Here is a 25526-nt window from a genome sequence, read left to right as displayed (position 1 = left end):
AAGGAAAGGATAGTTATTCGAACAGTATCCGCATCTTCTTACTGAAGATATAATGTTGTAAAAAGACCATATCATCCGGATTAGAATCGAAAAAATTCACTCCGAGTTGGAATTTTCCGTCAGCGACCTCCAAGAATCGCACAACCTCTCCCCTTAGGACCAGGTTCCTTTCGGAAATCGGAATAAACATTTTAATAATATTATGTTTTTTTAAATAATTGAAAGTCCTTTCATCCTCTATCTCGAACAAGAGACCGTTCATACTGATATCCAAGATACGGGTAACTGCCTCTTCATTTCTAAAGTTCTCTTGGCGAATATAAACTTTCGTAAGAGCGTAAGTGAGAATATCCCCTAGTTCCTCGATATATAATGCCTGCTGCTGCACGATGGAAAATTTATCCATGGCCGTGGAGAACACTTTCACATAACCGATCGGATCATTGAATAGACGGATAGGAGTAACTATATAAGAAATCAAAAAATTTCGGACTTCTTCTTTCTGAAGCTCTCTGAAAAATTCATCCGCCTTTGCCTGCCCCCTGGTTTGGATCAAACGTAAGTATTCGTCCCGGAAATTATCCAGATACGGATCCTTCTCCTCCCCTATATAACTTTTAATTAAAGAACAATCCGGAACATAAATTGAACGGTTGTATTGTCTGATAAAATCCCCGAAAAGTCCCCCATCTTTCCCAGGTCCGAAAAACACGAGCTCATAGTCTTTGGAAATTCCAAGAATATATTCGGTAACCATTAAATTGATCAATTTCAGACTTGGATTATCCTTTTTGATCTCCTTCATGAGATGGAAAAATCTTTGCTCTACGCTTAGATTTTTTCCGAGCTCTCTTTCTCCACCGCTCAAGGAACGATAAAGGATCACGTAGTTCATAAAAAGATCGTCCACTGCCACCCTGAGATTTTTACGGAATGCGGCTGCTTGCAGTTCGGAAGGGATCTTCACCCGGACATGGTCTTCCCAAAAATCCAAAAGAACCACTTCGAATTGATATAATATATTCAAGATTTCGAAACTGATTTTTGCTCTGAGTATTCCTTTTGGCTGAAGATAAGGAACATATAGAACGAGAGTGTCTTCGCCCACCTCTTCGACAACGGAGGTAAGCTTTTCTCCTTCGTAATCGAAAGGGAATTCCCTTTGGTCCGCTTTTAGACTATAGAATAGGTGTTTAACTAAATTGATATCGGAACCGATGATTGTTTCTCCAAACATCGTTTCTAAAATCGTAATCAGTTCCTGGAGTGTATCCGATCGTCCTACAGCCATAACGGTATGGGTAAAATTTTCCCTTATCTTTATTTTCGACTTCGGGACTTTAGGAATCCAGTACTACCGATAGGAATTCGCCACGTTCTTCTTTTTTTCGAAAATGAGACATAGGCGAGTATTTTCCGGAAGGAAATTGTGCGGGGGATTTTTATACTTTTGCCGAAAAATAAAGCATGGCAGAGAACAAGTCCGAACTGAATCCAGAACTTTTCGATATGATGCGTCGTGGACAACTTTCCGCGAATAAGATCCTTAACTTGATTTCCCTTAGAGAACTGGTGGATAAATTCGCTTCCAAACCTTTTTTAGAAGAGGAAAAACTCCAAGAGATCAAAACACGCACGGGAGTGGAACCGGACATTCTTACCTGGGGTGATTATTTCCAGACCGAGATAGCTTCCCGTTATTTCGATAAATCTGATTCCGAATTTTCTAAAATAGTGGATACTATTCGATTCGATCTGATCTCCGCTCATCTGATCTTCTCCAATAAACCGGATTATTTCGTGGACTCCGTCAGAGGCCAGGCGCTTGTTTCTAAATCCATCGATAGTTCTTTCTGGACTTTAGAAGATGAGGAAAATGTTCATTTAGAAATTCTATTGGATTATTACGATCAAATGGGTATCGGAGAAAAACCTCTTTCCGTATCCGATAGAGTCTGGTACGAAAGTTTTGAACTAAAGCAGGAAGCTGTTTAATGGCATTGGTTGATTCAGAAACAGTAGAACTTTCTTCCGAATCAAGAATTGAAATTCTCTATCTGAATAATCCGGAAACTAAAAACTCCATGACCGTCTCAATGGGTCTGGAGTTCCAAGCTCACATCGAAAAGCTGAAAAAGAACCCGCCTAGAGCGGTTGTCATTACCGGAAAGAACGATATTTTCTCTGCCGGTGGTAATTTCGAATTATTAAAATCTTTTGCCGAAAAGTCCTTCGAAACGAACAAAAAAGAAATGTTCGAATTTTATAATCTATTCCTAAGCGTTAGGGATCTGAACGTTCCGGTGATCTGTGCCGCTAATGGTCATGCGATCGGCGCGGGACTTTCCATCACTCTGGCTTGCGATCTACGGGTTTTTGCGAATGAAGGAAAATACCAATTCAATTTCGTAAAATTGGGAATTCATCCGGGAATGGGATCCAGCTATCTGACGAAAGAATTATTCGGAATGGAAATCGCAAATAGGCTTTTATTCTTAGCGGAAACAGTAAGCGGCAAAGAAGCTCATTCATTAGGAATTTGTTATGATTCCGTTCCAAAAGCGGAAGTTTTACAAAGAGCTACCGAGATCGCAATCTCGCTGAGCGAGAGCGCTCCTATGGCGCTTAGCGAATTAAAGAAGAATATTTACGATCGTGAAAAACTGAATGCAGCTCTACGAAAAGAAGCGGAGTCGCAGGCTCTGAACTTTCTTTCTCAAGACTTTCGAGAAACCATTCGTTCGATTGAAGAAAAGAGAAAGCCGGTTTTTAAAGGACGATAAGAGCCTAGCGGCTCTTGAAGCCCGGAACATCATACTTGTCGCAATGACATTGCATTTATAGCCGGACGACTATAAGTTCTTTAATAACGGTTTTAATTCTAAAAGGATCTGTTCTTCCGGAATGGTAAGATCCAACTTATCCACTTTTTTAGGGATCCTTCCGGAGGAAACATCGTCTCCCAAAGCTTTGATCTTAGCTAAGATCGCCTGATCCGTACAATTTGAGATAGAAATGATATTGGGGACTTCCTTCCCCCAGGAGAATTTTAGGCCGGGCGAATCTACAAAGAAAGATTCGGTGATCCCGTCCCCTTCCTTATCTATCATAGTATAAACCGTAGAATCTCCGGTAACTACTGTGACTTTCTTTCCTTTTAAAAAACGGTCTACCTTAATCCGGGTATTCGTCATATCCCGGTTCCAAATATAATAATATAGTTTATCAATTTGAGAATCGATCAATCGGTCCACTGCGGTTTTGAAAAGTTGTCCGTATTTTTTTCCGACCTCTTCCTCTCCTTTCATAAGACCGTCCACTTCTCTTGGAGTGGTAGAATGTAGATAAAAATCCGGTACTCCGTTGGAATGATTCGTATAGAAGACTTGTTCTTTTCGATCCCCCGGATAAGGATTCGAATCCGCGGAAGTATTATGCAAAAAACCTAATAGGAATTTTTTCCTTTCTTGGGTTTTGGATCGAACTTCTTCGAATCTTGCTCTAAGCGAACTTGTTTTGGGGGAATCTTTTCCGTAAATACGTTCGGTCCTTACGTATTCGGCATAGGCGGCCTTCTCCGCCGCGTAAGACTTTAGGAGTTCATCATCATATTTTAATAGAAGATCGAATTCCTTATTCTTCTCTTCCGGCTCGGAAGATGTAGCTGCACTCACGTTCGGCTTGTTTGTTTCAGCCTGGTTTGGTTCCGTTTTAGAAGAAGGTTTGGTTCTTTCCGATTCCGGTAGTTTATAATATTCCTGTTCCAAATCTTTTAATCTGGTGAATTTATAAATTTTATTTAAATAATCCTTTTCCTTCTCCTTTATCTGGACTGGATCGTCGAATCCATCCTTCAAAAGTGTAAGTTGTCCTCTATCAATAATGAGTAATGTGGATTCAGAAGTATCTCGATTCAGGTTTCTTTCCGGAAGGGCCTTTCCTTCCTTGTCCACTAATTGGATATAATGGAATGCGACACGATCCGTGCGGAAATCATTGATATTCATTACATCCGGAGAATTTTGGAGATCCGGAGCTGCTGACAATATAGCACCGCATACGATCATAAGTATAAAAACGATTAAGATTGTTCGTTTGGACCCGGACATGTCTTTAATACTATCGGCTTCGAAAAGGGTCAAAACAACCCTTTGATCCAGTTAATTTCCGCGGGAAAACCCCGAATATAGGGGAAAATCTTACTGTCTTGTATGCGAAGTGGAAAGTAAATAGCTTAAACCGGGCAGATCTCCCGCTTCTCCACCTAACCTGTATTCGATCCGATGTAGATCGGGATAATTTTCGAATAAGGTCTTTTCCACAGCCAAGAACGCGGAAGACAATAAGACTAATTTTTTACGCTCTATCTCCGCGGACTTTTGTTCTTCCGTCATTTGACTTGCATACGTATAATCGATACGGAATTTCATATCGGAAAGTAGATTTTCCAATGTGGACTTTCTCAGATCCAAGATCAATACATCTCCTCTTTTCCAGATAGAGATCACGGAGTCCTGTAGGTTCGGAAGTTTTTTCAAATTCCTAAATTGTGCGGAAGCATTCGGAACGGTAGGGTCGAAATAACTGGATTCCCCAGCCTCTCCTACTAAGGTTATAACATCGTGCCGGAAATCCTCACCTGTTAAGAGAACTTTTCTTTTTACGGGAAAAACCTCGCCTTCTCCATCCGAACCGTATATTACGATTTCCTTTCTATGATCTAGATTAGGTAGATCGTATAAGGTAAATGGAACGAGCAATTTTAACGGGTTTTTTCCGGCGAGAATGAAACCGGTAAGGAATAATAATACGATGATCCAAGAATAAGTTAAGAATAAGATCCTTTTGGATTCTTTAGAATCGGCGGCTCTGGTAGCTAACTCGAAAACCCAAACATAGAAGGTCTCCAAATGAGTAAGAAAGCGATCCCAAATTTCCCTAATCTTTTGCCAGTTCATACGCTCTCACACCTTCTAATATACTTTTGGCCAATTTCACTTGGTAGGATTTATCGGCCAATACCTCGGACTCTTTGTTATGGGTGAGGTAACCCATTTCGACTAGGATGGCAGGCATCAAACTTCCCCTGAGTACGGAAAAGTCCGCTTTCTTCACTCCTCTAGACAATATCTTTGGACCAAGGTTTTTTTTCATCTCGGATTCGACACTTCTGGCAAGAAGGCGGCTTCTTCTTTGGATCATAGACGACATCATTCCGGCCTGGATCTTCCCGTAGGCGGCCCCACCCTTTTTGCCGGAAATCCCGTTTTCGAATAAGGAAACTTCTCTTGCGGTTTCCGTGCTGGGGGTTTGGGACAAATAATAGACTTCGAATCCGTTCACATCCGAAGAAATAGAAGCATTACAATGCAAACTTACGAATAAAACCGATCCGCCCTTTTGGATCTCTCGATTTGCGATCTCCGACCTTCTCTCTAATTCGATAAAAGAATCGTTAGACCTGGTTAAGATCACTCGAACTTCCGGATAAACCTTGTTGAGGAATTTTTTCAGAAACCGGGCCACTTGTAAAGAGACGAACTTCTCCTGGGTCCCTTTATCGGAAGAAGTTCCCGGGTCTTTTCCCCCATGACCCGCATCCACTATGATCGCGGAAAGTTTTAATCTTTCCGCTTTGGGCAATAGATCGAAAACAAGTTCGCCTTCTTTAAATTCGTAACTCACATCCCCGGGCAATAATCGCACAAAAATCGCTTCCACAATATCGGGAGGAAGCAAAAAATCCTTCTCTCTATAAACTACGGGTAAATTCGTTTTTTCTAAACTACCATTGATCGCATAGAAGGAGGCTCCTATCCGAAAACGGATTTCGCCTGAAGCATGTGAAATTGAACCTACTAACGTAGCCGATTCGAATTTGGATTGTAGTCCAGGGATCTTTTTACGGATCTCTTCGAAGGGAACGTATCCGTTCTTGCCGATTGTCTGTATCCTGGACTCGGCAAAAACGGGTGCGCTAAAAAATAAAAAGAATCCTAACCCCCAAAGAAGGATTTGATCCTTGTCCAAATTGATCCCTTCTTCTTATTTGAGGATTTTTTAGAATCGTTTATATCGAATAGGTTACGTTTGCTCTTATCGTAATTCGATTTTTGTTTTTTATTCTCGTTACTTGTATGATTCGGAGAATGTTGTTTTTGGAATTCGGGACGTTGTTTTCCTTTTTTAGGATTTTTCCGGTTTTTGTCCTTACGATCGCCGTTAGCTCCGAATACACTGTCCGCTTTTTGTAAGAATTCCTGAGCCTCTTGGATCGCAGCTTCCGGTCTTTTTTTATGTCCGCCGCCTTGTCTGCCCGGTTTGGAGTCTCTGTTGAAATCCTTTTTGCGATTTCCAGAGTCTTGGTTCCAGGTCTTCTCCCCTCTTTGGTTCCCGTTGCGTTGAAATTCCCCTCTTTGTTTTTTAGGGCCTCTATCTTTACCATGGTTTCGATTCCCGTTTCTTTCGACAGGAGCATTATCAAAGGCGTCTCCTCCGACAAATACTTGGAATTCTCCCACGGGGAACGTGAGCGCTTCTTCATGGACCGGTAGAACTTCTATTTTTTGTTTCAGATATTTTTCTATCTTCTCCAATTCTACGTAATCGGATTCGGAGCAGAAGCTGATAGACTTACCCATTCTCCCCGCTCTAGCGGTTCTTCCGATCCTATGAACGTAATTCTCCGTATCTTGAGGGAGATCAAAATTGAAAACAACTTCGATATTTTCCACATCGATACCGCGGCTTGCAACGTCCGTTGCCACCATAAACTTGAACTTTCCGGATTTAAAATCCCTCATCAGCCTCAGTCTTTTTTTCTGATCCAAGTCGGAAGATATCCCAGTGATAGGTATCCCGAATTTTCTGAGAGAATGTACTATTTTAGGAATATTCACTTTAAAATTTGTGAATATAATTCCTTGCCCTTCCAATTCTTCGGCAAGAATGGAGTTTACCATATAAGGCAACTTCTCCTCTCTTCCCAAGTGAACCAGTTTCTGATCGATCCTTTCGGTGATCAATTTATCGGGATTGATCTGGATCTCCACAGGCTCGTTCATAAAACGATATGCGAGGCGCATAACTTCGACGGAAAGTGTAGCCGAGAATAGTAAGGTTTGTTTTCTATTCTTACATTTATGAAGAAGCCAACGTATATCGTAAATGAAACCCATATCCAACATACGATCCGCTTCATCTAAAACGAAAAACTCGACTTTTTCGAGGTCTGCGCTTCCACTTCTCGCTAGATCGATCAATCTTCCGGGAGTCGCAACGATCAAACCGTTGAGTCCGTTCAGATCCCTGTTCTGGGCTTTATAATCGGTCCCACCGATAATAGGGACCACTCGGTAGTCCGTATATTTCAGTAACTTTTCGGCTTCTTCCGAAATTTGGATCACTAACTCTCTAGTTGGAGCAAGGATCAAGGTGCTGATCCCTTGTATTCCTCTTGTCAAAATGGAGTGAATGGTAGGAACCAAGAATGCTACCGTCTTTCCGGTGCCTGTTTGGGCTAAACCGGTTACGTCCCTGCCTTCCATTCCTGGAGGGATTGCTTTTTCTTGTATTGGAGTGAGCTCGGTAAAACCTGCTTCTTGGATTGCTTTTTGCAGGTTAGGCTCAAGATTTAATTCTTCGAATTTCATATTTTTTTAATCGCGATTGAGTGGAATGTGTCGGCGTAGCAGGAGAGGTTTGCGTAACGAACAAAGAGCCGATGCGTCAGGTATTTGCCTTTCCATCCCTTATCTCTAGTAGGGTGGTATGACATAGGTTTCCTATATACCGTGACGAGACCGTACATTTTCAACATTTTTTTCAGAGAATCGGGTGAGTAATCCCAAAAATGGTCCGACGGATGAGTGCGAAACCATTCTTCCGGATTGGTTTGAAAAGAAGGTCCGTTCAAAGAAGGAAGACCTAAAAATAAGAGGCCACCTGGCTTTAACAATTTATTGATCCTCTCGAAAACAAGCTCCGCATTCGGGAAATGTTCTATTACAAAAAACGCACAGACTGCATCGAATGTCTTTTCTGGAAAAATTGAATCGTCCAGGAACGAGCCGCAGATCACATCCAAACCTAATTTGTATTTGGAGTATTTCGCTTCACTTTCCGAAAGTTCCATGCCTGAAACCTTATATCCTTTCTTCTCCGCTTCGGATAAAAAGAAACCGGCAGCAGATCCGATTTCGAAAAGAGTTTTTCCTTTCGGGTCTTGGAATGCGCTCATCATTTCTAGACGCACCTTTGCTAAATTTCTAAGCTGAGGTTCGTCCTCGTAATAGGTCTTTTTGTACTGATTCTTGTATTCTTCCTGAAAGTAGGAATCTTCGTAATCCCTTTCCTTTGCCAATTTATAGAAATGGACCCCCGTGCGACGGCATACCATATAGGCTTCCGGATATTCTGGGTGAGGTTCCAATTCGAGTATTGAGGACATGCTTGCCTACATGAAGCTTGTCATAAAGTCTCCCTCACGTAAAGGAAAATCCCCCGGCCCGGAACGAAATACGTGCTTGAAAAAACGAGAAACCATCCAGGAATAGAAGAGAATGAGCATACTCGAAAAAATCAAATCCCTAGGGCTGGAATTCCCACCTGCACCTAAGGCGATTGCCGCCTATATACCTGCCATACAAACAGGAAATCTGGTATTCACTTCCGGCCAATTGCCTCTAAAAGACGGCAAACTCATGCTTACCGGAACACTCGGGGCCGGTCTTTCCGTAGAAGATGTGAAAGCAGCTACCGAACAAGCTGCATTAAACGGACTAGCTGCCATTGCTGGAGTGATCGGAGATCCGGATAAGATCAAGAGTATCGTAAAGATCGGGGTATTCGTTGCTTCCAGTCCCGATTTTACGGAACAACATCTAGTTGCAAATCATGCATCCAATCTGCTCTTAAGTATTTTTGGAGAAGCAGGACGTCATGCGCGCTTTGCAGTCGGAAATTCCGCTCTTCCGTTAGGAGCTCCCGTAGAAGTCGAAATGACGGTTTCTTTAGGATGATCAAAAATCTTCTCAGAGATCTAAGTCTCGCTTTTCCCGCCACACCCGTCGTGTTGAACGGATGGAAAAGATTTCTTTCCCAACTTTTAGGAAGATTTATAGAATTCTATTCCGAAAAAACCGGAAAGGAAAAGTTGATATTCGTTTTGGCATTACTGCAATTATTCTTTAGTTTAGGAAGCTGGATCAATTACTCCATCAACTTAGGGGTAGAGTCCCAACAAGATCTACTTTCCAAACTAGGCAGTTTTTTCGGAATAGAACCTAGCAGAAGTGGTATAGAAGAAGTTAATGTGCGAACCGCTTCCAATATATTTTTTATCATCCCATGCTTCTTGACATTCTTTTTCGGCGGCTTTTGGAGAAGTGAATGGGTAGGTAAAACAATCGTGATCCTCCAAGGATTTTCCGGGATATTACTGCTGCTTGGGATCTTATTACCGGACGTATTTTTCGTAAGTTTTATAAGAGATCAGGATTATTATTATAATTTCAACTTCTATGCATTCTGTTTTTTTTGGGCATTAACTACCGGCTCTTCCCTAACATTATGGAATTCTAAACTTTAAATCAGCCTGATGGATACTTTTAATTGGGACTCCATCAGATATCCTCTGCTTCTGACACTTAAGGTAACCCTTTTTTCAACATTTTTCGCCGCCTTACTCGGGATATTTTTTGCCTATTGGATGTCCAAGCTCCGATTTTTCGGAAGAACATTCGCCGATGCAGTTTTGACCCTGCCGATGGTGCTGCCGCCTACGGTGCTTGGATATTACCTATTGATCTTATTCGGTAAAAAAGGGATAATAGGTCATTTTCTTCTGGAACAATTCCAATATTCTATATTATTTAATTTACATGGAGCAGTTCTGGCATCCACAATCGTATCCTTTCCTTTAGTTTATAGATCCGTAAAAGCTTCTTTCGAAGATCTGGATCCCGAATATGAAGAGATCGCACTCACTTTAGGAAAATCCAAATGGGAAACTTTCTTAATGGTAATTCTTCCGCTTTCCTGGAGAGGGATTTTGGCAGGCTCCATGATGGCCTATGCAAGAGGAATGGGAGAATTCGGGGCAACACTCATGATCGCAGGAAATATTCCGGAAAGAACACAAACAATAGCACTTGCGATTTATGATTCCGTTCAATCCGGAAAAGACGAATTCTCTTTGATCTTAGTATTCGTAGCATCGATCACTTGTGTATTGGTATTGACAGTTTCCGGGATCTTACTGAAAAAATCCCATTGGTAAGGAATTTATTAAACGAAATGTTTAAAAAATTACATAAATTACTCCCTGCTCTACTTTTATTTATCCAATCCACTTCTTATCCTCAAGAAAAGGAAAAAGAGATCACTGTTTCGGCTGCATCCAGTTTAACCGATGTGCTCAAAGAACTCGGACCCGCATTCAAACAAAAAACGGGAGTCAAAGCGGTATTTAATTTCGGATCTTCCGGAAGTTTATACCAACAGATAGAAAAAGGAGCTCCTGTGGATGTATTCATTTCAGCGGACCGAGACTTCGTAGATAGAGGGATCAATACGGAAGTTTTAGAATCTTCTACCAAAACGATTTTACTAAAAAATACGTTAGTCCTGATCCAACCAAAAGACGGCGGGTTCAAGATCAAAAAGTTGGAAGATCTACAACTACCGGAGATCAAAAAAATCGCCATCGGAAACCCAAGCTCTGTTCCGGCGGGAAAATATACAGAGGAAGTCCTAACTAAGAACAATATGAATATTTCCTTAAAGGAAAAATTCATACCAGCGGAAAATGTAAGACAGGTATTGGATTATGTCGGAAGAGAAGAAGTCGAAGCCGGTTTCGTTTACCTCACGGATGCAGCAATTGCGGAATCTAAGGTCAGGGTCGCGCTGACATTAAGCGGGCACAAACCGATCGTATATCCGGGGATCGTAGTAACCGGGACCAAAAATCCGGAAGAGGCAAAAACCTTTCTGGAGTTCTTAAAAAAATCTCCCGAATCGAAAGAAACTTTTCTAAAATATAAGTTTATACTTCCTTAATGTCACTTATCGTAGATATCCGAAAAAAACTTTCCGATGGAAAGCGAAAATTCGAGTTGGATGTACAATTCGAATTTTCGGGAGAATTCCAGGTAATATACGGTCCTTCCGGAGCGGGAAAAAGTCTCACCTTACGGGCATTAGCCGGACTTTTAAAACCGGATTCGGGAAAGATCTCGTTTGCAAATAGTGTTTATTTTGATTCTTCTTCCAAAAAGTATATCCCGCCTCAAAAAAGAAATATAGGTTACGTTCCCCAAAGTTACGGACTATTCCCTCATCTCACAGTGCGAAAAAACATAGAATTCGGATTGAATAAATTCTTTCGAACTTTGAATGAAAAAGATAAAAAAACGGTTTCTTATCTTATGAATTTATTCGGGATAGAAGAGACTTCTGAAAGTTATCCGAAACATCTCTCGGGCGGACAAAAACAAAGAGTTTCGATTGCAAGGGCGCTTGTTCGAGATCCTAAAATTTTACTTTTGGATGAACCGTTTGCAGCGCTTCACTCGGATCTAAGACAAAAGATGAGAGAAGAATTAAAAAGTTTAAGAAAGAAGATCAGTATGCCCATTCTTCTTATCTCTCACGACCCAATAGATCTGGAGTATTTCGGGACTTCCGCTCTTTATATGGAAAATGGAAGGATCTTGCATAAAAACCTATAGATCCTATCTTAAAAACCTATCTCAAAATATTCTAAAATTTCCTTTTAGTGAGGTCTTTGCCTGAGAGCGAAGCCAGGATGGCGAAGCGGCCCGGAGGTTTACGCAGGACGTGTAAGCGAAGGGGAAGGCAAAGACCTCACTAAAAGAAATTGTTTTGTATAGGACTTTAAGATAGATTCTTAATAATCGAAGATCCCAAGATCCATTTTAGCTTCTTCCGAAGCCATTGCTCTCGGATCCCATTTTGGAGTCCAAACCACTTCCACTTCTACAGAATTGATACCTTCTACTCTCAGCGCGTTGTCTTGGATCTCTTGTTTCATTTGAGGGCCGGCAGGACAAGCCATAGAAGTATAAGTCATTTCGATCTTTGCCTTATCACCTTCTACCTGGATCTTATAGATCAGACCCAACTCCGCGACGGAGATACCGATCTCGGGATCTTCTACCCTATGGATCTCTGCGTAGACCCTTTTTTCGATCTCTTGAGTTGGTTGTTCTAATAATTGCATCTAACACAGTCTATCGGAAGAATAACTTAGTGTAAAGAATTTTAAGGACTATTATCGTTTTCCATCAGAACGGATTTAAAAACGGGGCGCTTATTCCTAAGATCAATATCAACCAGTTCGGGACTTTTAGAAAAACCATCATGGCAAATAAAACAACGAATACGAAAAGATCATAAGCGGAATATACGGAAGAAGTGAAGACAGGAGTGCAAAATGCGGACAATAAAATTCCGAGAGCGGAAAACTGGATGGCGTCTATGACTGTTCTCATTTTGGAATAATTTCGTATCTTCTCCCAAAGGGGAAAAAATCCAAAGACCAAAAGAAAAGAAGGAAGAAATACGAAAACGGTAGAGAGGATCGCCCCGCTTAACCCAAAGATCATAAAACCTAAATAAGAAGCGAACGTAAACAAAGGACCAGGCATCGCTTGAGCGGCCCCATATCCTGCTAGGAATTCTTCTTTTCCGATCCAACCTTGTCTTACTACTTCGTTTTCCAATAAAGGAAGGACCACATGTCCTCCGCCGAAAACTAGGGCGCCCGATCTATAAAATGAATCAGAGATCGTAAAAGGAAACGAACCGAAGAATGACCTTAATAATGGTAATAAGAAAAGAAGAAGAAAGAAAATTCCCAGGGACCAAAATGCGACCCGTTTCGGAATGGAGAAGGAGACAGAAATCTGAGGAAGATCCGATTCTTCTTTAAATAGAAAAAATCCGATCAATCCACCGATCAAAATTACGATCAGTTGGATAAATGCATTTGAAAATACCAATGTCAGTATCGCGGAACCGACGACCAAATAGATCTTGTAAGGATGACTTTTGGAATTTTTCCACATGGTCAAGATCGCATGAGCTACAACCGCAGTGGCGACCAATTTCAGACCATGGACCCATTTCAGATCAGGAACTATATTCGATTTTAATAAAATTCCAAAACCGACCATCAATAAGACAGAAGGTAAGGTAAATCCGACCCAAGCCGCGCATCCCGCTTTCCAACCGGAACGAAGAGTACCGATACAGATCCCCAATTGGCTGCTTGCGGGGCCGGGAAGGAATTGGCAAACCGCTAATAATTCCTTATAAACCTCTTCCGAAACCCATTTTTTTCGTATTACGAATTCTTGATAGAAATAAGCTAAGTGGGCGGTAGGTCCACCGAAGGATACTAAGCCCAATTTTAAAAAAATGAAAAATACTTCTTTCATTCGAAAATGATAGTTTCGAATTTCAGGAGGAAACTTTCAAATCCTTTCCGATCTCTTTCAAAGCGGAACGAAGGACCAGGATCGCGTTCTTGCCGATCCCGTGGAATTCCAACAATTCTTCTTCCGAATATTTCGCAAGTTGAGATAAGGAATGGATCCCGTTATTTGCCAAAGCCCTGCGAGCAGGAGCCGCAAGGCCTTTAGGAAGGTTCAATCCTCCACCGGGATCCAAATTTCTATTCCTCCCATTCCTGTAACAGGATTAAATTCTTTACCATACCTTTCCAGGTTTGCACCCTCAAAAGGTTTTGCACCGGAATCCGGAAACCATTTGCCTGCAGCGGCAAATGTTGCTCTGATCCCGGCAATATGACCCTTATGAGTAAACACTGCGTACCTCTGCGCAGGGATCTTAAGTATCTGAAATTCTTTAGGTAATCCGGAAGAAGAAGAAACTTCTACTCCGCACATATAATCAAAGTTACCTTCTGCATCGAAATTATAACAAACTCCGTAAGCAGCATCTCCGACTTGAGAAGGAATATTTCCAAGGTATGCTCCGAAACTTTGCCATTGATTTGGAATACCTGCAGGCATTTGACAATCGTAACGTTCTACAATACCCGCAAATAGTCTAGGCGGGACGGTTTCGAATCTGGGCGGATCGATTTTAGGAATTGGTTCTGAGTTCAAGGTAATTGCCTCCACTAAGTTCACATTACCAAGATGCCCCTGGGACTTTACCTGTTCTGGAGTGATAGAGAATTGATCCTTAAAAGCTCTAGTAAATGCTTCGTGAGATCCGTAGCCGACATCCAAAGCGAGATCTAAAATATTGGATCCATTTTCCACCAATATTTTTGCGGCTTCGCTCAAACGTCGTCCTCTCAGATATTTCATCAAAGAAACTCCCATGGTCAAAGAAAAAGAGCGGGTCAAATGAAAGGGAGAAACCCCTGCATTCTTTGCAACATCTTCTAGAGAAATATTTTCTTTAGAATGACCTTCTATAAACCAGAGAGCCTTTTGAACGAAATCCATTACAGTCCTTGGTACTGTTTCCAGTATCCTAAGCTTAAACTTTTACTCTTGCTTGATAGTTCTTGCGATCTGAAGAAATTTTTATTTTTTTGGATACAATTTAAAACCCAATTTTTTGGCCACGGATCTGAATTTTTCGTCCATGGAGCAAAGGATCAATTCGTCGGAGATAGACTTTCGTATATGCAATGCGGTGGCTAAATGAGCTGCATCCAATGATTTTAATTCCAGGACATCCTTATTCTTTCGGATTTCAGTCCAAACATCGTCATCCAGATTTTTTAAATTGATCTGAGAAATGAACTCGCCCAGGAATCCTTCCGCGTCTTTAAACCAATTTTTAGGTAAATGTTTGGATTCTTTAGAATACGTGAAATGTAAACTTCTGAAACTTTCTATCTCAAGTAGGATAGAACCGAACTTGAGATCCGATCTGTTGAAATAATCCAAATGGTCTTCGTAACCGGCTTCTGCATAAAGAATATTTAATAGAAGACTAGTATCTATATATAAGACCATTTAATCCCTGTCTGCCCGGTAAGCTTCCCTCCAAGCTGTAGAGACTCTATATTTGATTCCAGCTTTTAACAGAATGGATTTCGGAATATTGATTCCTTTCTGATTTTTCGCGGGAATAATAGAATTAGAAGCGATTGCTTCTTCTAAATATTGTTTGGTGAGATCCGATTTCTGGTCGAATTTTTTGATCTCTGCAATAGGCTGATTTCTGTCCAAGATAAGGATAGTCTCTCCTCCTCGTACAAAATCCAGAAAGCTACTTAGATTATTTTTAAGATCTTTGATCCCAACCGCTCTCATGTCAAAATTGTAGCCACCGGGGCCACCTAAGTCAAGCTCTTTTGGCCAAATTTTTTTTACTTTCCGATCGCTTTTTCCAAAGTATTCCAGGCAAGCGTGGCACATTTGATTCGCGCCGGAATCTTCTTTACCGCTTCCATGGATTCGAGGTCTTCATATTCTTCCGAAAAATTTGGGACCTTATCCTCTAAAAGCATTCCTTTAAATTCGTGGAGAAGTGTTTTTGCTTCGGTGATTGTTTTACCGTAAAGACTGTCCGTAAGCATAGAAGCGGAGGCTTGGGAGATAGAACAACCTTTCCCCACAAAACTGATCTCGGAGATTATATCTCCTTTCAGTTTCAGGAATAGTTCCACCTCATCACCGCAGAGAGGATTGACACCTTCTTCATGAAGATCGGAGTGTTCCATCTTTCCGTGATGTCTCGGGTTTTGGTAATGATCGAGTAGTACTTCTTGGTAAAGACTATCGCTTAAGGACACGGCCGAAAATCTCCTTCACTTTCTTTAGACCTACCAAAAGAGAATCTACATCTTCTTTGGTATTATAAAGATAGAAAGAAGCGCGGCAAGTGCCGGCGATCCCCTTGAAATCCATAAACGGCTGAGCGCAATGATGTCCCACACGGATTGCAATCCCTTCTTCATCCAAAATGGAACCTACGTCGTGAGGATGAACTCCTGGGAAATTGAAGGAAATTACTCCTCCTCTTTTGCTTAGATCGTTTGTTCCGTACAGTTCCAAACCGCCGAAATCTTCCAATCGATCCAAGGCATATTGTAGGAGTTCCAACTCGTGATCTCTGATCTCCTGCATTCCTACAGATTCCAAATATTCGATAGCAGCTCCAAATCCGATCACTCCCGAAATATTCGGAGTCCCGGCCTCCAATCTTGCAGGAAGATCCGCATAGGTGGACTTTTCCTTCCAAACCTTGGAGATCATATCTCCTCCTCCCATCCAAGGAGGCATGGTTTCTAAGATCTCTTCCTTAGCGTAAAGAACTCCTACGCCTGTCGGTCCGAGCATCTTATGAGCGGAGAATGCATAAAAATCAAAATCTTCTTTTTGGACATTTGTGGGAAGATGACAGATCCCCTGGGCACCGTCTATCAATACCTTTGCTCCTACTTCTCTGGCCCTGCGAATGATCGCAGATAGATCGTGAATAGTGCCGGTCACATTGGACATTTGAGCAAGAGCGACTAACTTTACTCTTTCAGTGATGACCTCGTCCAAATTGCTAAGATCCAAGGTGGAATCTTGGTTGAGAGGAATAAATTTTAAGACGGCTTGTTTTTCCTGGGCCAACATCTGCCAAGGAACCAAATTAGAATGGTGCTCTAATTCGGTGAGTACGATCTCGTCACCTTCATGGATATTAGTGCGTCCCCAAGACTGAGCCACTAAATTGATGGATTCGGTAGTATTACGAGTGAATATAACAACCTTAGCGCAGGCAGCTCCGATGAATCTGGAAGTTTTGATCCGGGCCATCTCGTATTTTTCGGTGGCCTTTTGGGAAAGAGAATACACTCCGCGGTGGATGTTCGCATTCTCCGCTTCGTAATATTTACGAATGGTATCAATGACGGACTTAGGCTTTTGAGAACTGGCGGCGCTGTCCAGAAACACCAAGGGCTTGCCGCCTATCTGAGTAGATAGAATCGGAAAATCTCTTCGTATCTTTTCGAGATCAAAACTCAAAGTTTCTCTTCTCCTCGGTTCCCCATGTCAATCCTCTAATTCCACTTCGACTTCGTCACCCACGATTCTAGTCTTATAGACTGGCAAATCTTCCACTGCAGGCATACAAAGTACCTTACCGGTACGGATATTAAACTTCGCGGAATGCCTTGGACAAACGATTACGTCCCCTTCCAATTCACCGGTTGAAATATCCTCGCCATCATGGGTGCAAAGATCCGCAAATGCACAGACTTCGTTCCCCAGTCTAGTTAATCCTACCCTATGGTAACGGGTTTCAGCTACGAATATCTCTCCTTCTTTCAGATCGGAAAGTTTAGCCAGTCTCTGAAAGTCACCCATTACTCGCCCAACATCCTAGATTCTATCATGGAAGATAATTCTTCGCGAACCGTTTCGGATGGAAATTCTCGGACTACTTCGTTCAAGAACCCTTCTACGATCATTTTACGGGCTTCTTCTTCCGAGATTCCTCGGGAAGCTAAGTAGAATAATTGCTCTTCGTCTATTTCTCCGACAGTGGCACCGTGTTCGCATTTTACACTATCAGCAAATACTTCCAATTTAGGAATGGATTCGGCTCTTGCGGTCCTGTCTAACAGAAGGTTATTATTGATTTGGATCGCACCCACATCTTTGCAGTGAGAAGGTATATGTAGGTTCCCTGTAAATACATGGTGAGCCTTCTCTCTTACGACGGTGCGGTATAAAATAGAACTTTGTGCATGGCTTTCGGAATGAAGAATACGGACTTCAGTGTCTTGGAATTCTCTCGCTTTTAAAGGAGAAAGACCCACATAACGTGTCCAACATCCTTTCCCGGCAACATTCGTATCATAGAATGATTTTCCCTTATATCCGCCCCAAGAAGCAAGACTCGCATGGAACTTGGAATCTTTTTCCTGGATCCCGTACGTAGCTCTAAAATGAAAAGTGGAATCTCCCAAATTTTCCAAACTAGAATACTGGAAATCTCCGTTAGGAGGTGTAAGAAGAATGGTGACTCCGCTCATAAGAACCAGATCTTTCTGAGACGGAGATTCCCATCTTTCCAGAAAATTGGACTTGGCTCCCGGAAAAGCATCCACGATCAAAAGTGGAAGAATGATATTTCCATCCTTACATTCAACCTTGATCTCAGGTAAAGAAGAAGGATCCGAACCCAGCTGTACATAATACGCATGAGTGAACCTGGAAAATACAAAAAGTGGAAACCATTCTTTGGAATAAAAGGAAATAGCAGGTGCCGTTTTTTTCAGGACTTCCGAAAGTTTTTCAGGAGGAAGATCCTGTAATTTGGTGACCTTCGCGTTTCCGGAAACCGTTACGGAAGAATCCGGACAAACTTTAGTATATTCAGAAATTTTAAAATTAGAAAGACTAATCTTTCTCCAAGATTCGAGAGAAGAATCGGGAAATGTTGCGGAGTTCAGAAGTTTTTCGGCGTTCGTACGGAATTCGGTAAGAATGGAAGGTTCCTTCTTCTCCTTGATGTATTCCGAAATGGATTCCGCCAAAAGCATTCCTTTAGTTCGCTCCGTTTAGGATCCAATCGTATCCTTTTTCTTCCAATTCAAGGGCAAGTTCTCTTCCGCCTGTTTTAAGGATCTTGCCTTGTGCAAAAACGTGAACGAAATCAGGGGTAACGTAATTTAACATTCTTTGGTAATGTGTGATGAGGAGTATGGATCTATCTGCGGATTTGTTTTTAGTGATCCCTTCGCTGATAATTCTAAGTGCGTCGATGTCCAAACCGGAATCGGTTTCATCCAAAACGGAAAGTTTCGGTTTGAGAAGGGTCATCTGAAGGATCTCGTTCCTTTTTTTCTCCCCGCCGGAAAAACCGTCGTTCACGTATCTTCCGATCCAAGTATCAGGAACTTCTAATAAAGCGGTGGCTTCCTTTAATTCTTTGCGGAATTCTTTTACCGGTAAGTCTTTGCCTCGGACGGATTTTAAGATGGTGCGTAAAAAATTTCCGATCGTTACACCGGGAATGCTTGTGGGGTATTGAAAACAGAGAAAAATACCCGCCCTGGCTCTTTCGTCGGTCGGCTTTTCGAGAAGGGATTCCCCTTGGAAAAGTATATCCCCGGAGATCACCTTATATTTTGGGTGACCCATGATGACATTTGATAATGTACTTTTTCCGGATCCGTTTGGACCCATGATGGCATGGACTTCGCCCTCGCCGATAGTAAGGTCTACCCCTTTTAGGATTTCCTGTACTTCACCGGATTCGGTTTCCACTCCGGCGCGAAGATTTAAAATTTTGAGTAGTTCCGCCACGTATAGGACCCCTGCCTAGGACTATGTTTTTATTCCTGAGGCGGAGATCAATAGGAAAGATGTTTGGAAGTCGGGACTTCAGTACGATTCCCAGTCCAAGCGGAGAATGAGAACGTGATCCTCGCCCAGATTCAGGGTGAATAAGACATATTGACGTTTGGTCTCTATATCATGAAAAGGTTCGGTAAATCCGGAAACTCGGCTGGAATGATAGGTTTCCGCCTTATGACGGATGAAGAACGGTTTCCAAGCGTAATTATTCCCTACCTCGGTGAGTAACCTTGTCCAAGGTAGATCGTAAGCTTCTCTCTTAAATGTAGGAGTTATCTGATATCCGTGCATATCACAGACCAAAACGGAAGTGGTTTCCAGCGGAAGTCTGTCCAAAACACCGCTCAATGCCTCTGCCATCGACTCTTCGGAAGAAGTTTCCAGATCCTTGAATAAGTCCACAAATTGATCCAAGAAAGACTGCTCTTTTCTGAGATTTTCTAGGATCTCCAAGAACCTAAGTCCGGAGAATTTTTCGAGCGATGTTTTGAGCGTCTTATTAAAACGTTTTTTGTCCTGAAAATCGAGAGTAGGACGAGAGAAATAAAAACCCTGTAAAAGATTGGCTCCCATGGAAAGAGCAAGATACAGCTCATCTTCGTTCTCTACTCCTTCGAATAAAAGTTGAGAACCCAGCCTTTGGGACATTTCCGAGATCGCGGAGAGAACATTTTTGAAAGAACGTCTATTCAAACTTTCTCTCATAATTTTTATGTCCACTTTCATAATATCCGGATGGATATAACCGATCCTTTCCAAATTGGAAAAACCGACCCCAAGATCGTCGACCGCGATCTTGATCCCTCTTTCTCTAAATAGGCTGACGATATATAAAAGTTTTTCGATATTTCCTTCGAACTTATCTTCCGTGATCTCCAAAACTAGATCGTTCGGGTTAATATCGTATTTATCTATCAGATGAAGAATATGAAGACGTTTGATATCCAACACTTCTCCCGTGTAGACCATGGAGAGAAAATTGGGCATCATGTTCAGGAAAATTTTAGTCTTGAGACCGGTTTCCTTCACATGTTTGATCGCTTTTTCACGAATGATTCGATCTATATGGACTAAACGTACGGTATCCGTATCCGGATTATGAAAATGATAACCTAAGGAATGGTATTCGTTGGACTCGGGAGAAAATACTCTGCCCAAAACCTCGTAACCTATAATATTACGATTTCCGACGTCTAAGATCGGCTGGTAATGAGGGGTATAATAACCTTCGCCCAGAGATAGAATTTGTTGGGACTCGTATTCGGCGAGCATGCAGATTCCTTCACTACTAGAATCCGGTTGAAGTTTACACACAAGCATATTTCCCTGAAACAGTGTTAGGAATGAAGAGGAAAGCTTGGAAAATTCCCTTTTTTTCTTACCCTTTTTCCGGATAATGGCAAATTATTTGTTTTCTTTTGTTACAAAGCCCCGTCTCAAACGAGTTTTTATGCGAGAGAAAATAACCGACTAATCGTCATTAAATGAACCATCCATGAAAGAACATTTAAGCTCCATTCTTCATCCTTCCACATTAGAACCTTTGTTTGGAAAATATTTCGGTCCTGTACAAATCGATAATTCCAAAGAATACAACGCAGGACTTTTTGCCAGATTCAGATCCGTAGATTCAGTGCTCGTAGATATTTTAAGCGAAAAAATCTTTTTAGAACTCAGGATCTATGCGAGCAAATTTAGATCGGGAGCAAATCTTTTACTCTGGAATAGAGAGACCGGGAACCTGCAGGAGATCTCTCTTTTAGAGAATGGCGCTTCTTCTTTTATCCACCAGGGAAGTTTTAAGAACGGTTATTGGAGTTTCACTAAATCCGACAAAAGATTCAATTTCAGGCTGGATGATAATATTCGCCAAGGTTATACACATTCCGCGATTTGGGAAAAAAATCTGAACTTTCAATTGGATGCTTTGGCTTATACGGGAGAGAAGAATAAGGGCAGCTGGTTCACTCAAATTTCTCCTTCCGGCAAAGATTGGGTCTTTAAAAATCATTCTCCCGATCTAAGGGTAGAAGGACAACTCTCTTGGAACGATCTATCCGTTTCTTTGGAGAATGGACTTTTGTCTTATACTGTCGGAAAAGGGTACGGGCCGGAAGTATTCCCATTGGAAAATAGGATCTATCTGAACGTTTCTACGAAGAAGAAGGTCCATCTTTATTTAGAAGATGAGATCCTAGTTTGGACCAATGGAGAAGTTTCGGATCTTGGGAGTGCAGTCTGGACCGGGAACGGAAAACGTAAGATTGTCCGAGATCAAAATTCGAAATTAGAGCTGGAGCTAGAACCTGAGATAGAGGCAAGCTTCTCCCGTCCCAAAAACCTGGGAACCGAAAAGTTTATAAAAACATTATATACGGTTTCCGGATGGATCAAGACTAAATCCAAAAAGGAAAAAATCTCGGACGGGATCGCAATTTTAGAAAAGACCGAAAGAACTTAGGATTTCCACGCCAAGGCGAAAAGTTAAGAAGCGATTAGAAGATCTAAAACGGTTTTACCGTCCATTTCGCCTGTGATCGGGTTCATCGCTCTTTCGGGGTGAGGCATCATACCTGCCACTTTAAAATCGGGAGAACAGATCCCTGCGATATCGTCCAAACTTCCGTTCGGGTTGTCTCCCGCATACAGAAATAAAATCCGACCTTCGTCCTTTAATTGTTTGCGGATCTCTTCGGAAGCGAAGTAACATCCGTCTCCATGAGCCACCGGAACTCTGAGGATCTTATCATCGGGCAGACTACCGCTTATCTTATTCGCGTTAGACGCTTTTTTAAGACCGATCGTCCTACATACATACTTTAAATTTCTATTACGTATTAACGCACCGGGAAGATAACCCGCTTCCGCTAATATTTGGAATCCGTTGCAGATCCCGAATAATTTTCCTCCGCGATCGGTATGTTCTTTTACCGATTTCATGACGGGAGAAAACGGAGCCATTGCTCCGGATCTCAAATAATCTCCGTAAGAAAATCCCCCAGGGAGAATGACCAGATCGTATTTTTCGGAGAATTGGTCCTTATGCCAGATCTTATCTACTTTCGCGGAATAAAACTCGGAAAGGACTCTTACGATATCATTATCACAATTAGAACCGGGAAAAGTGACTACAGCCGCTTTCATTCCGTTACGATCTCCGAACGATACGTTTCAATCACATGATTTACTAAAAGTTTTTCGCAGAGATTGGCTACCGTCTTCTTTGCTGTTTCCAGATCCGGAGAATCCAATTTGACCTCGATATATTTTCCGACTCTTACGTCTTGGACCGATTTTTCACCCAGTTCCTGGAGTGTGGACTTCACAGTGTTCCCTTGAGGATCGAGAACGGATTCTTTTAGAGTTACGTTGATTCTTGCGATAAACATTTTAATAGTCGGTCCTGTATTTCCTTATATGCCTCTTGCAATTCCATAATCAGACTTTCCGGAAGATCCGGAGGAGGAGGAACCTTGTTCCAGCCCGATTTTTCCAGATAATTCCTTAAGATCTGTTTGTCCATGCTGGGCGGAGTAGTCCCGATAACATAGGCACTTTCAGCCCAATACCGAGAAGAATCCGGAGTCAAAATTTCGTCGATCAGGATGACTTTATCGTCCAAAATCCCGAATTCAAATTTGGTATCGCAGAGCAAAATCCCAGCCCTAGCTACCAGTTCAGCGGCCCTGGTATAGATGGAAATCGATTTTTCCTTCAAAATTGAGAAGAGTTCGGATCCGATCTCGTTTTTCATTCTCTCTTCGGAGATATTCTCGTCATGGCCCGTATCGTTTTTGATCGCAGGAGTAAAACAAGGCTCCGGCAGTTTTTGGGACTCTTGCAGACCGGGAGGAAGTTTTTTAAAAGCCAGTGTTCCGTCCTGTTTGTATTCTTTCCAACCGGAACCGGAAAGATAACCGCGGACCACACATTCGAAATCGATCCGTTTGCATTTTTTTACAAGCACAGACCGATCCTTTAGATCAGGATGATCTTTAAAAGGAGGTGGAAACTTAGAAACATCGGTCTCAATAATATGATTCGGAATATCCTTAAAGTAGGAAAACCATTCTGCGGAGATCTTATTTAAAACTTTTCCCTTGCCGGGAACGATCTGGCGAAAAACCACATCGAATGCGGAAATCCTATCCGTAGAAGATAATATCAGGGAATTTCCTAAATCGTATACGTCTCTAACTTTGCCTATATAAGAAGGCTTGGGGAGTTCACTCATCCTTGGATAACCATGAGAGCGATATCATCGTCGTGGGTCATATTTCCCGAATGTGCTAGTATTTTTTCCAAAGAAAAATTTAATATGTCTTCCTTGGATTCCACGGCTTCTTTCAGGATCTTTTTCAGACTTTCTTCGCCCAAAATATTATAGTTCTCATCCGTTATTTCAGTGGCCCCATCCGTGTAAAGTAATAGAGAAGTGCCTTTTTCCAGGACCACGGACCTGAACTCATCCTCCGTTCCAAGCTCAATCGGAATAATAAGAGGTCCCATGCCTGGCAATTCTTCTACATTGCCGTTATTGTACAATAACGGAGGTGGATGACCTCCATTGGCATATTCGAAATTGCCTTTTTTATCTAAGATACCGTAAAAGAATGTGATGGAAAAATCCTCCGGCAGGATCTTTTCCAATTGTTGTCGAAGAGTTTTAACTTTTTCCACAAGAGTATTACTTCTTCCTAAATTAGAAACCTGCATCTTTACCATTGCGGAAAGAAGGGCGGCCGATGGACCATGGCCGGAACAATCCGCGATAAACACATGAAGTTTATCTTCTTCTATCCATGCGTCGATGAAATCGCCACCGATCTGCATCAAAGGATGAAAGACTGAATTTACACTAAAGCCGTTCCACTCTAATTGTTTTTCGGGTACGAGTTCTTGCTGCACCCTTCTCGCCATGACCAGTTCCTTTTCGTACTTCTTCTTTTGGTGCAAAAGTTCGTCCTGAAGATTTTTGATCCGGATAAACGCTCTGATCTTTGCGACTAATTCTTTCGGTTGAAAAGGTTTATGAAGAAAGTCGTCTCCACCGTGGGTGATCGCCTCGTCGAATCCCAATTCTCTGTTATAAGCTGTGATGAATAATATAGGAAGAAGATTGAATCTATCTATCTCTCGGAGCTCTTTACAGAAAGAAAATCCGTCCTGGCCGGGCATACTCACGTCCAGAAGAAGTATGTCCACCTGATTGGTTGCGAGAAGTGTGCGAGCTTCTTCCGTATTCATCGCAGTTAAAACTTGGAAGCCCAGAGGTTTTAAAGTATGAACCAGAAGTTTAAGATTAATATCCGAATCATCGACCGCAAGGATGGAATAGTCGGAATAATTCAATTGGCTCTCTTGCTTCTCTCTATCCACGATCCTTTCCTATCATTACAAAATTCGTATTTTATTAAATTGAGCAAATTTTTCAATCAGACAATTCTTCTCGGACCGCTTTGATCTTATCCAAACGGTAGACTAACCTGTATAAGATCAGAAAAAGTAGGTGATAGGCCAAAATCCCTAACCAAAAAGAGATCCTCATATCGGGATCCATTCCCTTCTTTCCCAATACGGAAGAAGGGTGATTTCCAGGATTATCCATCCAACGAATGGCTCCCCAGGTTAAGATTGCGTTCACACTGCAGAACAAACTTAAAAAAGCGGAGAAGATATACTTTTTCGTTTGGTCCAGGACCAAAAACCGTAATAGAAAATACGCCACAAGGCTGAGCACTAAAACGAAAAAAGAATTTAAACGAGCGTCAGTCGTATCCCAAGGAGTTCCCCAAGCCAAGTATGCCCAGATCGGTCCGGAGAATAGAACACCGATCGCAAACAAAAGGGAGATCTTATTTGCGGAAAGGGAAAGTGTATCCCAGGTTCGATTTTTGGTCACCAAATAAGCGACCGCACAAATGGAAGAAATTCCGGGACCATACAACGCAACCCAAGCGACTGGCACATGAAAATAAAAAATCCTGTGAGAAATTCCCTGCTCTAAGATCACATTGGGATAATATAAACCCAGAAGCACCGCAAACGGAAAAATCGATAAAAACAAAAGAGAGAGTATCCAGTCCCAGGCGGGATGCAGGAGGCGAATATTCATACGCTTGGAAGTGTGCAGGTATCCGCAAATTGTATCAAGAA

At 41.9% G+C, this 25526-nt stretch carries 31 protein-coding genes; 8 read left to right on the top strand and 23 right to left on the bottom strand.

Features of this window, described 5'->3' with window-relative positions; genetic code table 11:
* Nucleotides 1–13: 13 nt before the first annotated feature.
* On the bottom strand, nucleotides 14–1291 hold the full coding sequence (locus AB3N61_RS03220; RefSeq protein ID WP_036088913.1) for a PilZ domain-containing protein: 1278 nt from the start codon (nucleotides 1289–1291) through the stop codon (nucleotides 14–16).
* Between the two features lie 176 nt (nucleotides 1292–1467).
* On the opposite strand from AB3N61_RS03220, the gene AB3N61_RS03215 reads away from it, so the two are divergent.
* Both AB3N61_RS03215 and AB3N61_RS03210 read left to right on the top strand, forming a co-directional pair.
* Nucleotides 1468–1995, top strand: a complete 528-nt coding sequence (locus AB3N61_RS03215; RefSeq protein WP_020768607.1) for a hypothetical protein — start codon at nucleotides 1468–1470, stop codon at nucleotides 1993–1995.
* Nucleotides 1995–2783, top strand: a complete 789-nt coding sequence (locus tag AB3N61_RS03210; protein ID WP_020768548.1) for an enoyl-CoA hydratase/isomerase family protein — start codon at nucleotides 1995–1997, stop codon at nucleotides 2781–2783. The genes AB3N61_RS03215 and AB3N61_RS03210 overlap by 1 nt, the downstream gene beginning before the upstream one ends.
* Before the next feature lie 69 nt (nucleotides 2784–2852).
* Here the strand turns inward: AB3N61_RS03210 and AB3N61_RS03205 are convergent, their stop codons facing one another.
* The 5 genes from AB3N61_RS03205 to AB3N61_RS03185 all read right to left on the bottom strand — a co-directional run bounded on the left by AB3N61_RS03205 (nucleotide 2853) and on the right by AB3N61_RS03185 (nucleotide 8449).
* A complete protein-coding gene (locus AB3N61_RS03205; RefSeq protein WP_367899053.1) occupies nucleotides 2853–4109 on the bottom strand; it encodes a hypothetical protein in 1257 nt (418 codons plus the stop codon).
* 90 nt (nucleotides 4110–4199) lie between these two features.
* Nucleotides 4200–4958, bottom strand: a complete 759-nt coding sequence (locus AB3N61_RS03200; RefSeq protein WP_367898461.1) for an LIC_10740 family protein — start codon at nucleotides 4956–4958, stop codon at nucleotides 4200–4202.
* Nucleotides 4939–6030, bottom strand: coding sequence for an N-acetylmuramoyl-L-alanine amidase family protein (locus AB3N61_RS03195; protein ID WP_367898460.1), 1092 nt, complete (start codon nucleotides 6028–6030; stop codon nucleotides 4939–4941). Before AB3N61_RS03195 ends, AB3N61_RS03200 begins: the two co-directional genes overlap by 20 nt.
* Nucleotides 5997–7652: a DEAD/DEAH box helicase gene (locus tag AB3N61_RS03190; protein WP_020768561.1), complete on the bottom strand. Its 1656-nt coding sequence runs from the start codon at nucleotides 7650–7652 to the stop codon at nucleotides 5997–5999. The genes AB3N61_RS03195 and AB3N61_RS03190 overlap by 34 nt, the downstream gene beginning before the upstream one ends.
* Nucleotides 7649–8449 (bottom strand): class I SAM-dependent methyltransferase, encoded by an 801-nt coding sequence (locus tag AB3N61_RS03185; protein WP_020768623.1) that lies wholly within the window; start codon nucleotides 8447–8449, stop codon nucleotides 7649–7651. The genes AB3N61_RS03190 and AB3N61_RS03185 overlap by 4 nt, the downstream gene beginning before the upstream one ends.
* 112 nt (nucleotides 8450–8561) lie before the next feature.
* On the opposite strand from AB3N61_RS03185, the gene AB3N61_RS03180 reads away from it, so the two are divergent.
* From AB3N61_RS03180 to AB3N61_RS03160, 5 genes are read left to right on the top strand one after another with little or no spacing between them, the layout of a single operon-like run.
* Complete coding sequence (locus AB3N61_RS03180) at nucleotides 8562–9020, top strand: RidA family protein (RefSeq protein ID WP_020768599.1); 459 nt, start codon at nucleotides 8562–8564, stop codon at nucleotides 9018–9020.
* Complete coding sequence (locus AB3N61_RS03175; RefSeq protein ID WP_367898459.1) at nucleotides 9017–9589, top strand: hypothetical protein; 573 nt, start codon at nucleotides 9017–9019, stop codon at nucleotides 9587–9589. Before AB3N61_RS03180 ends, AB3N61_RS03175 begins: the two co-directional genes overlap by 4 nt.
* Before the next feature lie 9 nt (nucleotides 9590–9598).
* Nucleotides 9599–10279 carry a molybdate ABC transporter permease subunit gene (modB, locus tag AB3N61_RS03170; protein ID WP_020768593.1) on the top strand — a complete coding sequence of 227 codons (681 nt, stop codon included), beginning with the start codon at nucleotides 9599–9601 and terminating at the stop codon, nucleotides 10277–10279.
* A gap of 17 nt (nucleotides 10280–10296) precedes the next feature.
* Nucleotides 10297–11061, top strand: a complete 765-nt coding sequence (gene modA, locus AB3N61_RS03165; protein ID WP_367898458.1) for a molybdate ABC transporter substrate-binding protein — start codon at nucleotides 10297–10299, stop codon at nucleotides 11059–11061.
* On the top strand, nucleotides 11061–11732 hold the full coding sequence (locus AB3N61_RS03160; protein WP_367898457.1) for an ATP-binding cassette domain-containing protein: 672 nt from the start codon (nucleotides 11061–11063) through the stop codon (nucleotides 11730–11732). Before modA ends, AB3N61_RS03160 begins: the two co-directional genes overlap by 1 nt.
* A 179-nt stretch (nucleotides 11733–11911) precedes the next feature.
* Here AB3N61_RS03160 and AB3N61_RS03155 read toward each other — a convergent pair whose 3' ends face one another.
* The 12 genes from AB3N61_RS03155 to AB3N61_RS03100 form a co-directional block, all read right to left on the bottom strand.
* Nucleotides 11912–12244: a metal-sulfur cluster assembly factor gene (locus tag AB3N61_RS03155; RefSeq protein ID WP_008593331.1), complete on the bottom strand. Its 333-nt coding sequence runs from the start codon at nucleotides 12242–12244 to the stop codon at nucleotides 11912–11914.
* Nucleotides 12245–12308: 64 nt separating this feature from the next.
* Entirely contained in the window at nucleotides 12309–13463 is a 1155-nt protein-coding gene (gene chrA, locus AB3N61_RS03150) for a chromate efflux transporter (RefSeq protein WP_367898456.1), read from the bottom strand.
* Between the two features lie 22 nt (nucleotides 13464–13485).
* Nucleotides 13486–13677, bottom strand: a complete 192-nt coding sequence (locus tag AB3N61_RS03145; RefSeq protein ID WP_232420947.1) for a DNA-directed RNA polymerase subunit alpha C-terminal domain-containing protein — start codon at nucleotides 13675–13677, stop codon at nucleotides 13486–13488.
* Nucleotides 13674–14504 carry an AraC family transcriptional regulator gene (locus tag AB3N61_RS03140; RefSeq protein WP_020768671.1) on the bottom strand — a complete coding sequence of 277 codons (831 nt, stop codon included), beginning with the start codon at nucleotides 14502–14504 and terminating at the stop codon, nucleotides 13674–13676. Before AB3N61_RS03140 ends, AB3N61_RS03145 begins: the two co-directional genes overlap by 4 nt.
* An 81-nt stretch (nucleotides 14505–14585) precedes the next feature.
* Entirely contained in the window at nucleotides 14586–15023 is a 438-nt protein-coding gene (locus AB3N61_RS03135) for a PIN domain-containing protein (protein WP_367898455.1), read from the bottom strand.
* A complete protein-coding gene (locus AB3N61_RS03130) occupies nucleotides 15024–15323 on the bottom strand; it encodes a type II toxin-antitoxin system Phd/YefM family antitoxin (RefSeq protein ID WP_367898454.1) in 300 nt (99 codons plus the stop codon).
* 56 nt (nucleotides 15324–15379) lie between these two features.
* On the bottom strand, nucleotides 15380–15805 hold the full coding sequence (gene sufU, locus AB3N61_RS03125; RefSeq protein ID WP_020768644.1) for a Fe-S cluster assembly sulfur transfer protein SufU: 426 nt from the start codon (nucleotides 15803–15805) through the stop codon (nucleotides 15380–15382).
* Complete coding sequence (locus AB3N61_RS03120) at nucleotides 15789–17030, bottom strand: cysteine desulfurase (protein ID WP_020768616.1); 1242 nt, start codon at nucleotides 17028–17030, stop codon at nucleotides 15789–15791. Before AB3N61_RS03120 ends, sufU begins: the two co-directional genes overlap by 17 nt.
* 27 nt (nucleotides 17031–17057) lie before the next feature.
* Nucleotides 17058–17372 (bottom strand): non-heme iron oxygenase ferredoxin subunit, encoded by a 315-nt coding sequence (locus AB3N61_RS03115; protein ID WP_020768670.1) that lies wholly within the window; start codon nucleotides 17370–17372, stop codon nucleotides 17058–17060.
* Nucleotides 17372–18553 carry a SufB/SufD family protein gene (locus tag AB3N61_RS03110; RefSeq protein ID WP_367898453.1) on the bottom strand — a complete coding sequence of 394 codons (1182 nt, stop codon included), beginning with the start codon at nucleotides 18551–18553 and terminating at the stop codon, nucleotides 17372–17374. The genes AB3N61_RS03115 and AB3N61_RS03110 overlap by 1 nt, the downstream gene beginning before the upstream one ends.
* A 4-nt stretch (nucleotides 18554–18557) precedes the next feature.
* Nucleotides 18558–19319 carry a Fe-S cluster assembly ATPase SufC gene (sufC, locus tag AB3N61_RS03105; RefSeq protein WP_020768608.1) on the bottom strand — a complete coding sequence of 254 codons (762 nt, stop codon included), beginning with the start codon at nucleotides 19317–19319 and terminating at the stop codon, nucleotides 18558–18560.
* A gap of 78 nt (nucleotides 19320–19397) precedes the next feature.
* On the bottom strand, nucleotides 19398–20642 hold the full coding sequence (locus AB3N61_RS03100; protein WP_020768646.1) for an EAL domain-containing protein: 1245 nt from the start codon (nucleotides 20640–20642) through the stop codon (nucleotides 19398–19400).
* Between the two features lie 223 nt (nucleotides 20643–20865).
* Here AB3N61_RS03100 and AB3N61_RS03095 point away from each other — a divergent pair, with 223 nt between their 5' ends.
* Complete coding sequence (locus tag AB3N61_RS03095) at nucleotides 20866–21831, top strand: DUF2804 domain-containing protein (RefSeq protein ID WP_367898452.1); 966 nt, start codon at nucleotides 20866–20868, stop codon at nucleotides 21829–21831.
* A 23-nt stretch (nucleotides 21832–21854) separates the two neighbouring features.
* Here the strand turns inward: AB3N61_RS03095 and purQ are convergent, their stop codons facing one another.
* The 5 genes from purQ to ccsA are packed head-to-tail and all read right to left on the bottom strand — an operon-like array spanning nucleotide 21855 to nucleotide 25485.
* The gene (gene purQ, locus AB3N61_RS03090; protein ID WP_020768622.1) at nucleotides 21855–22514 is read right to left on the bottom strand and encodes a phosphoribosylformylglycinamidine synthase subunit PurQ; all 660 of its coding nucleotides are present in this window, start codon (nucleotides 22512–22514) and stop codon (nucleotides 21855–21857) included.
* Nucleotides 22511–22759 (bottom strand): phosphoribosylformylglycinamidine synthase subunit PurS, encoded by a 249-nt coding sequence (gene purS / locus AB3N61_RS03085; RefSeq protein WP_008593368.1) that lies wholly within the window; start codon nucleotides 22757–22759, stop codon nucleotides 22511–22513. The genes purQ and purS overlap by 4 nt, the downstream gene beginning before the upstream one ends.
* Nucleotides 22735–23604 (bottom strand): phosphoribosylaminoimidazolesuccinocarboxamide synthase, encoded by an 870-nt coding sequence (locus tag AB3N61_RS03080; RefSeq protein ID WP_020768698.1) that lies wholly within the window; start codon nucleotides 23602–23604, stop codon nucleotides 22735–22737. The genes purS and AB3N61_RS03080 overlap by 25 nt, the downstream gene beginning before the upstream one ends.
* A complete protein-coding gene (locus AB3N61_RS03075) occupies nucleotides 23601–24749 on the bottom strand; it encodes a PP2C family protein-serine/threonine phosphatase (protein ID WP_020768614.1) in 1149 nt (382 codons plus the stop codon). Before AB3N61_RS03075 ends, AB3N61_RS03080 begins: the two co-directional genes overlap by 4 nt.
* Before the next feature lie 52 nt (nucleotides 24750–24801).
* The gene (gene ccsA, locus AB3N61_RS03070; protein ID WP_020768542.1) at nucleotides 24802–25485 is read right to left on the bottom strand and encodes a cytochrome c biogenesis protein CcsA; all 684 of its coding nucleotides are present in this window, start codon (nucleotides 25483–25485) and stop codon (nucleotides 24802–24804) included.
* Between the last annotated feature and the right edge of the window lie 41 nt (nucleotides 25486–25526).

Source organism: Leptospira sp. WS58.C1 (assembly GCF_040833995.1).
GTDB classification, from domain to species: domain Bacteria; phylum Spirochaetota; class Leptospiria; order Leptospirales; family Leptospiraceae; genus Leptospira_B; species Leptospira_B cinconiae.
Note: the sequence above shows the minus strand (reverse complement) of the source record. Positions and strands in the feature narration are given on the sequence as shown.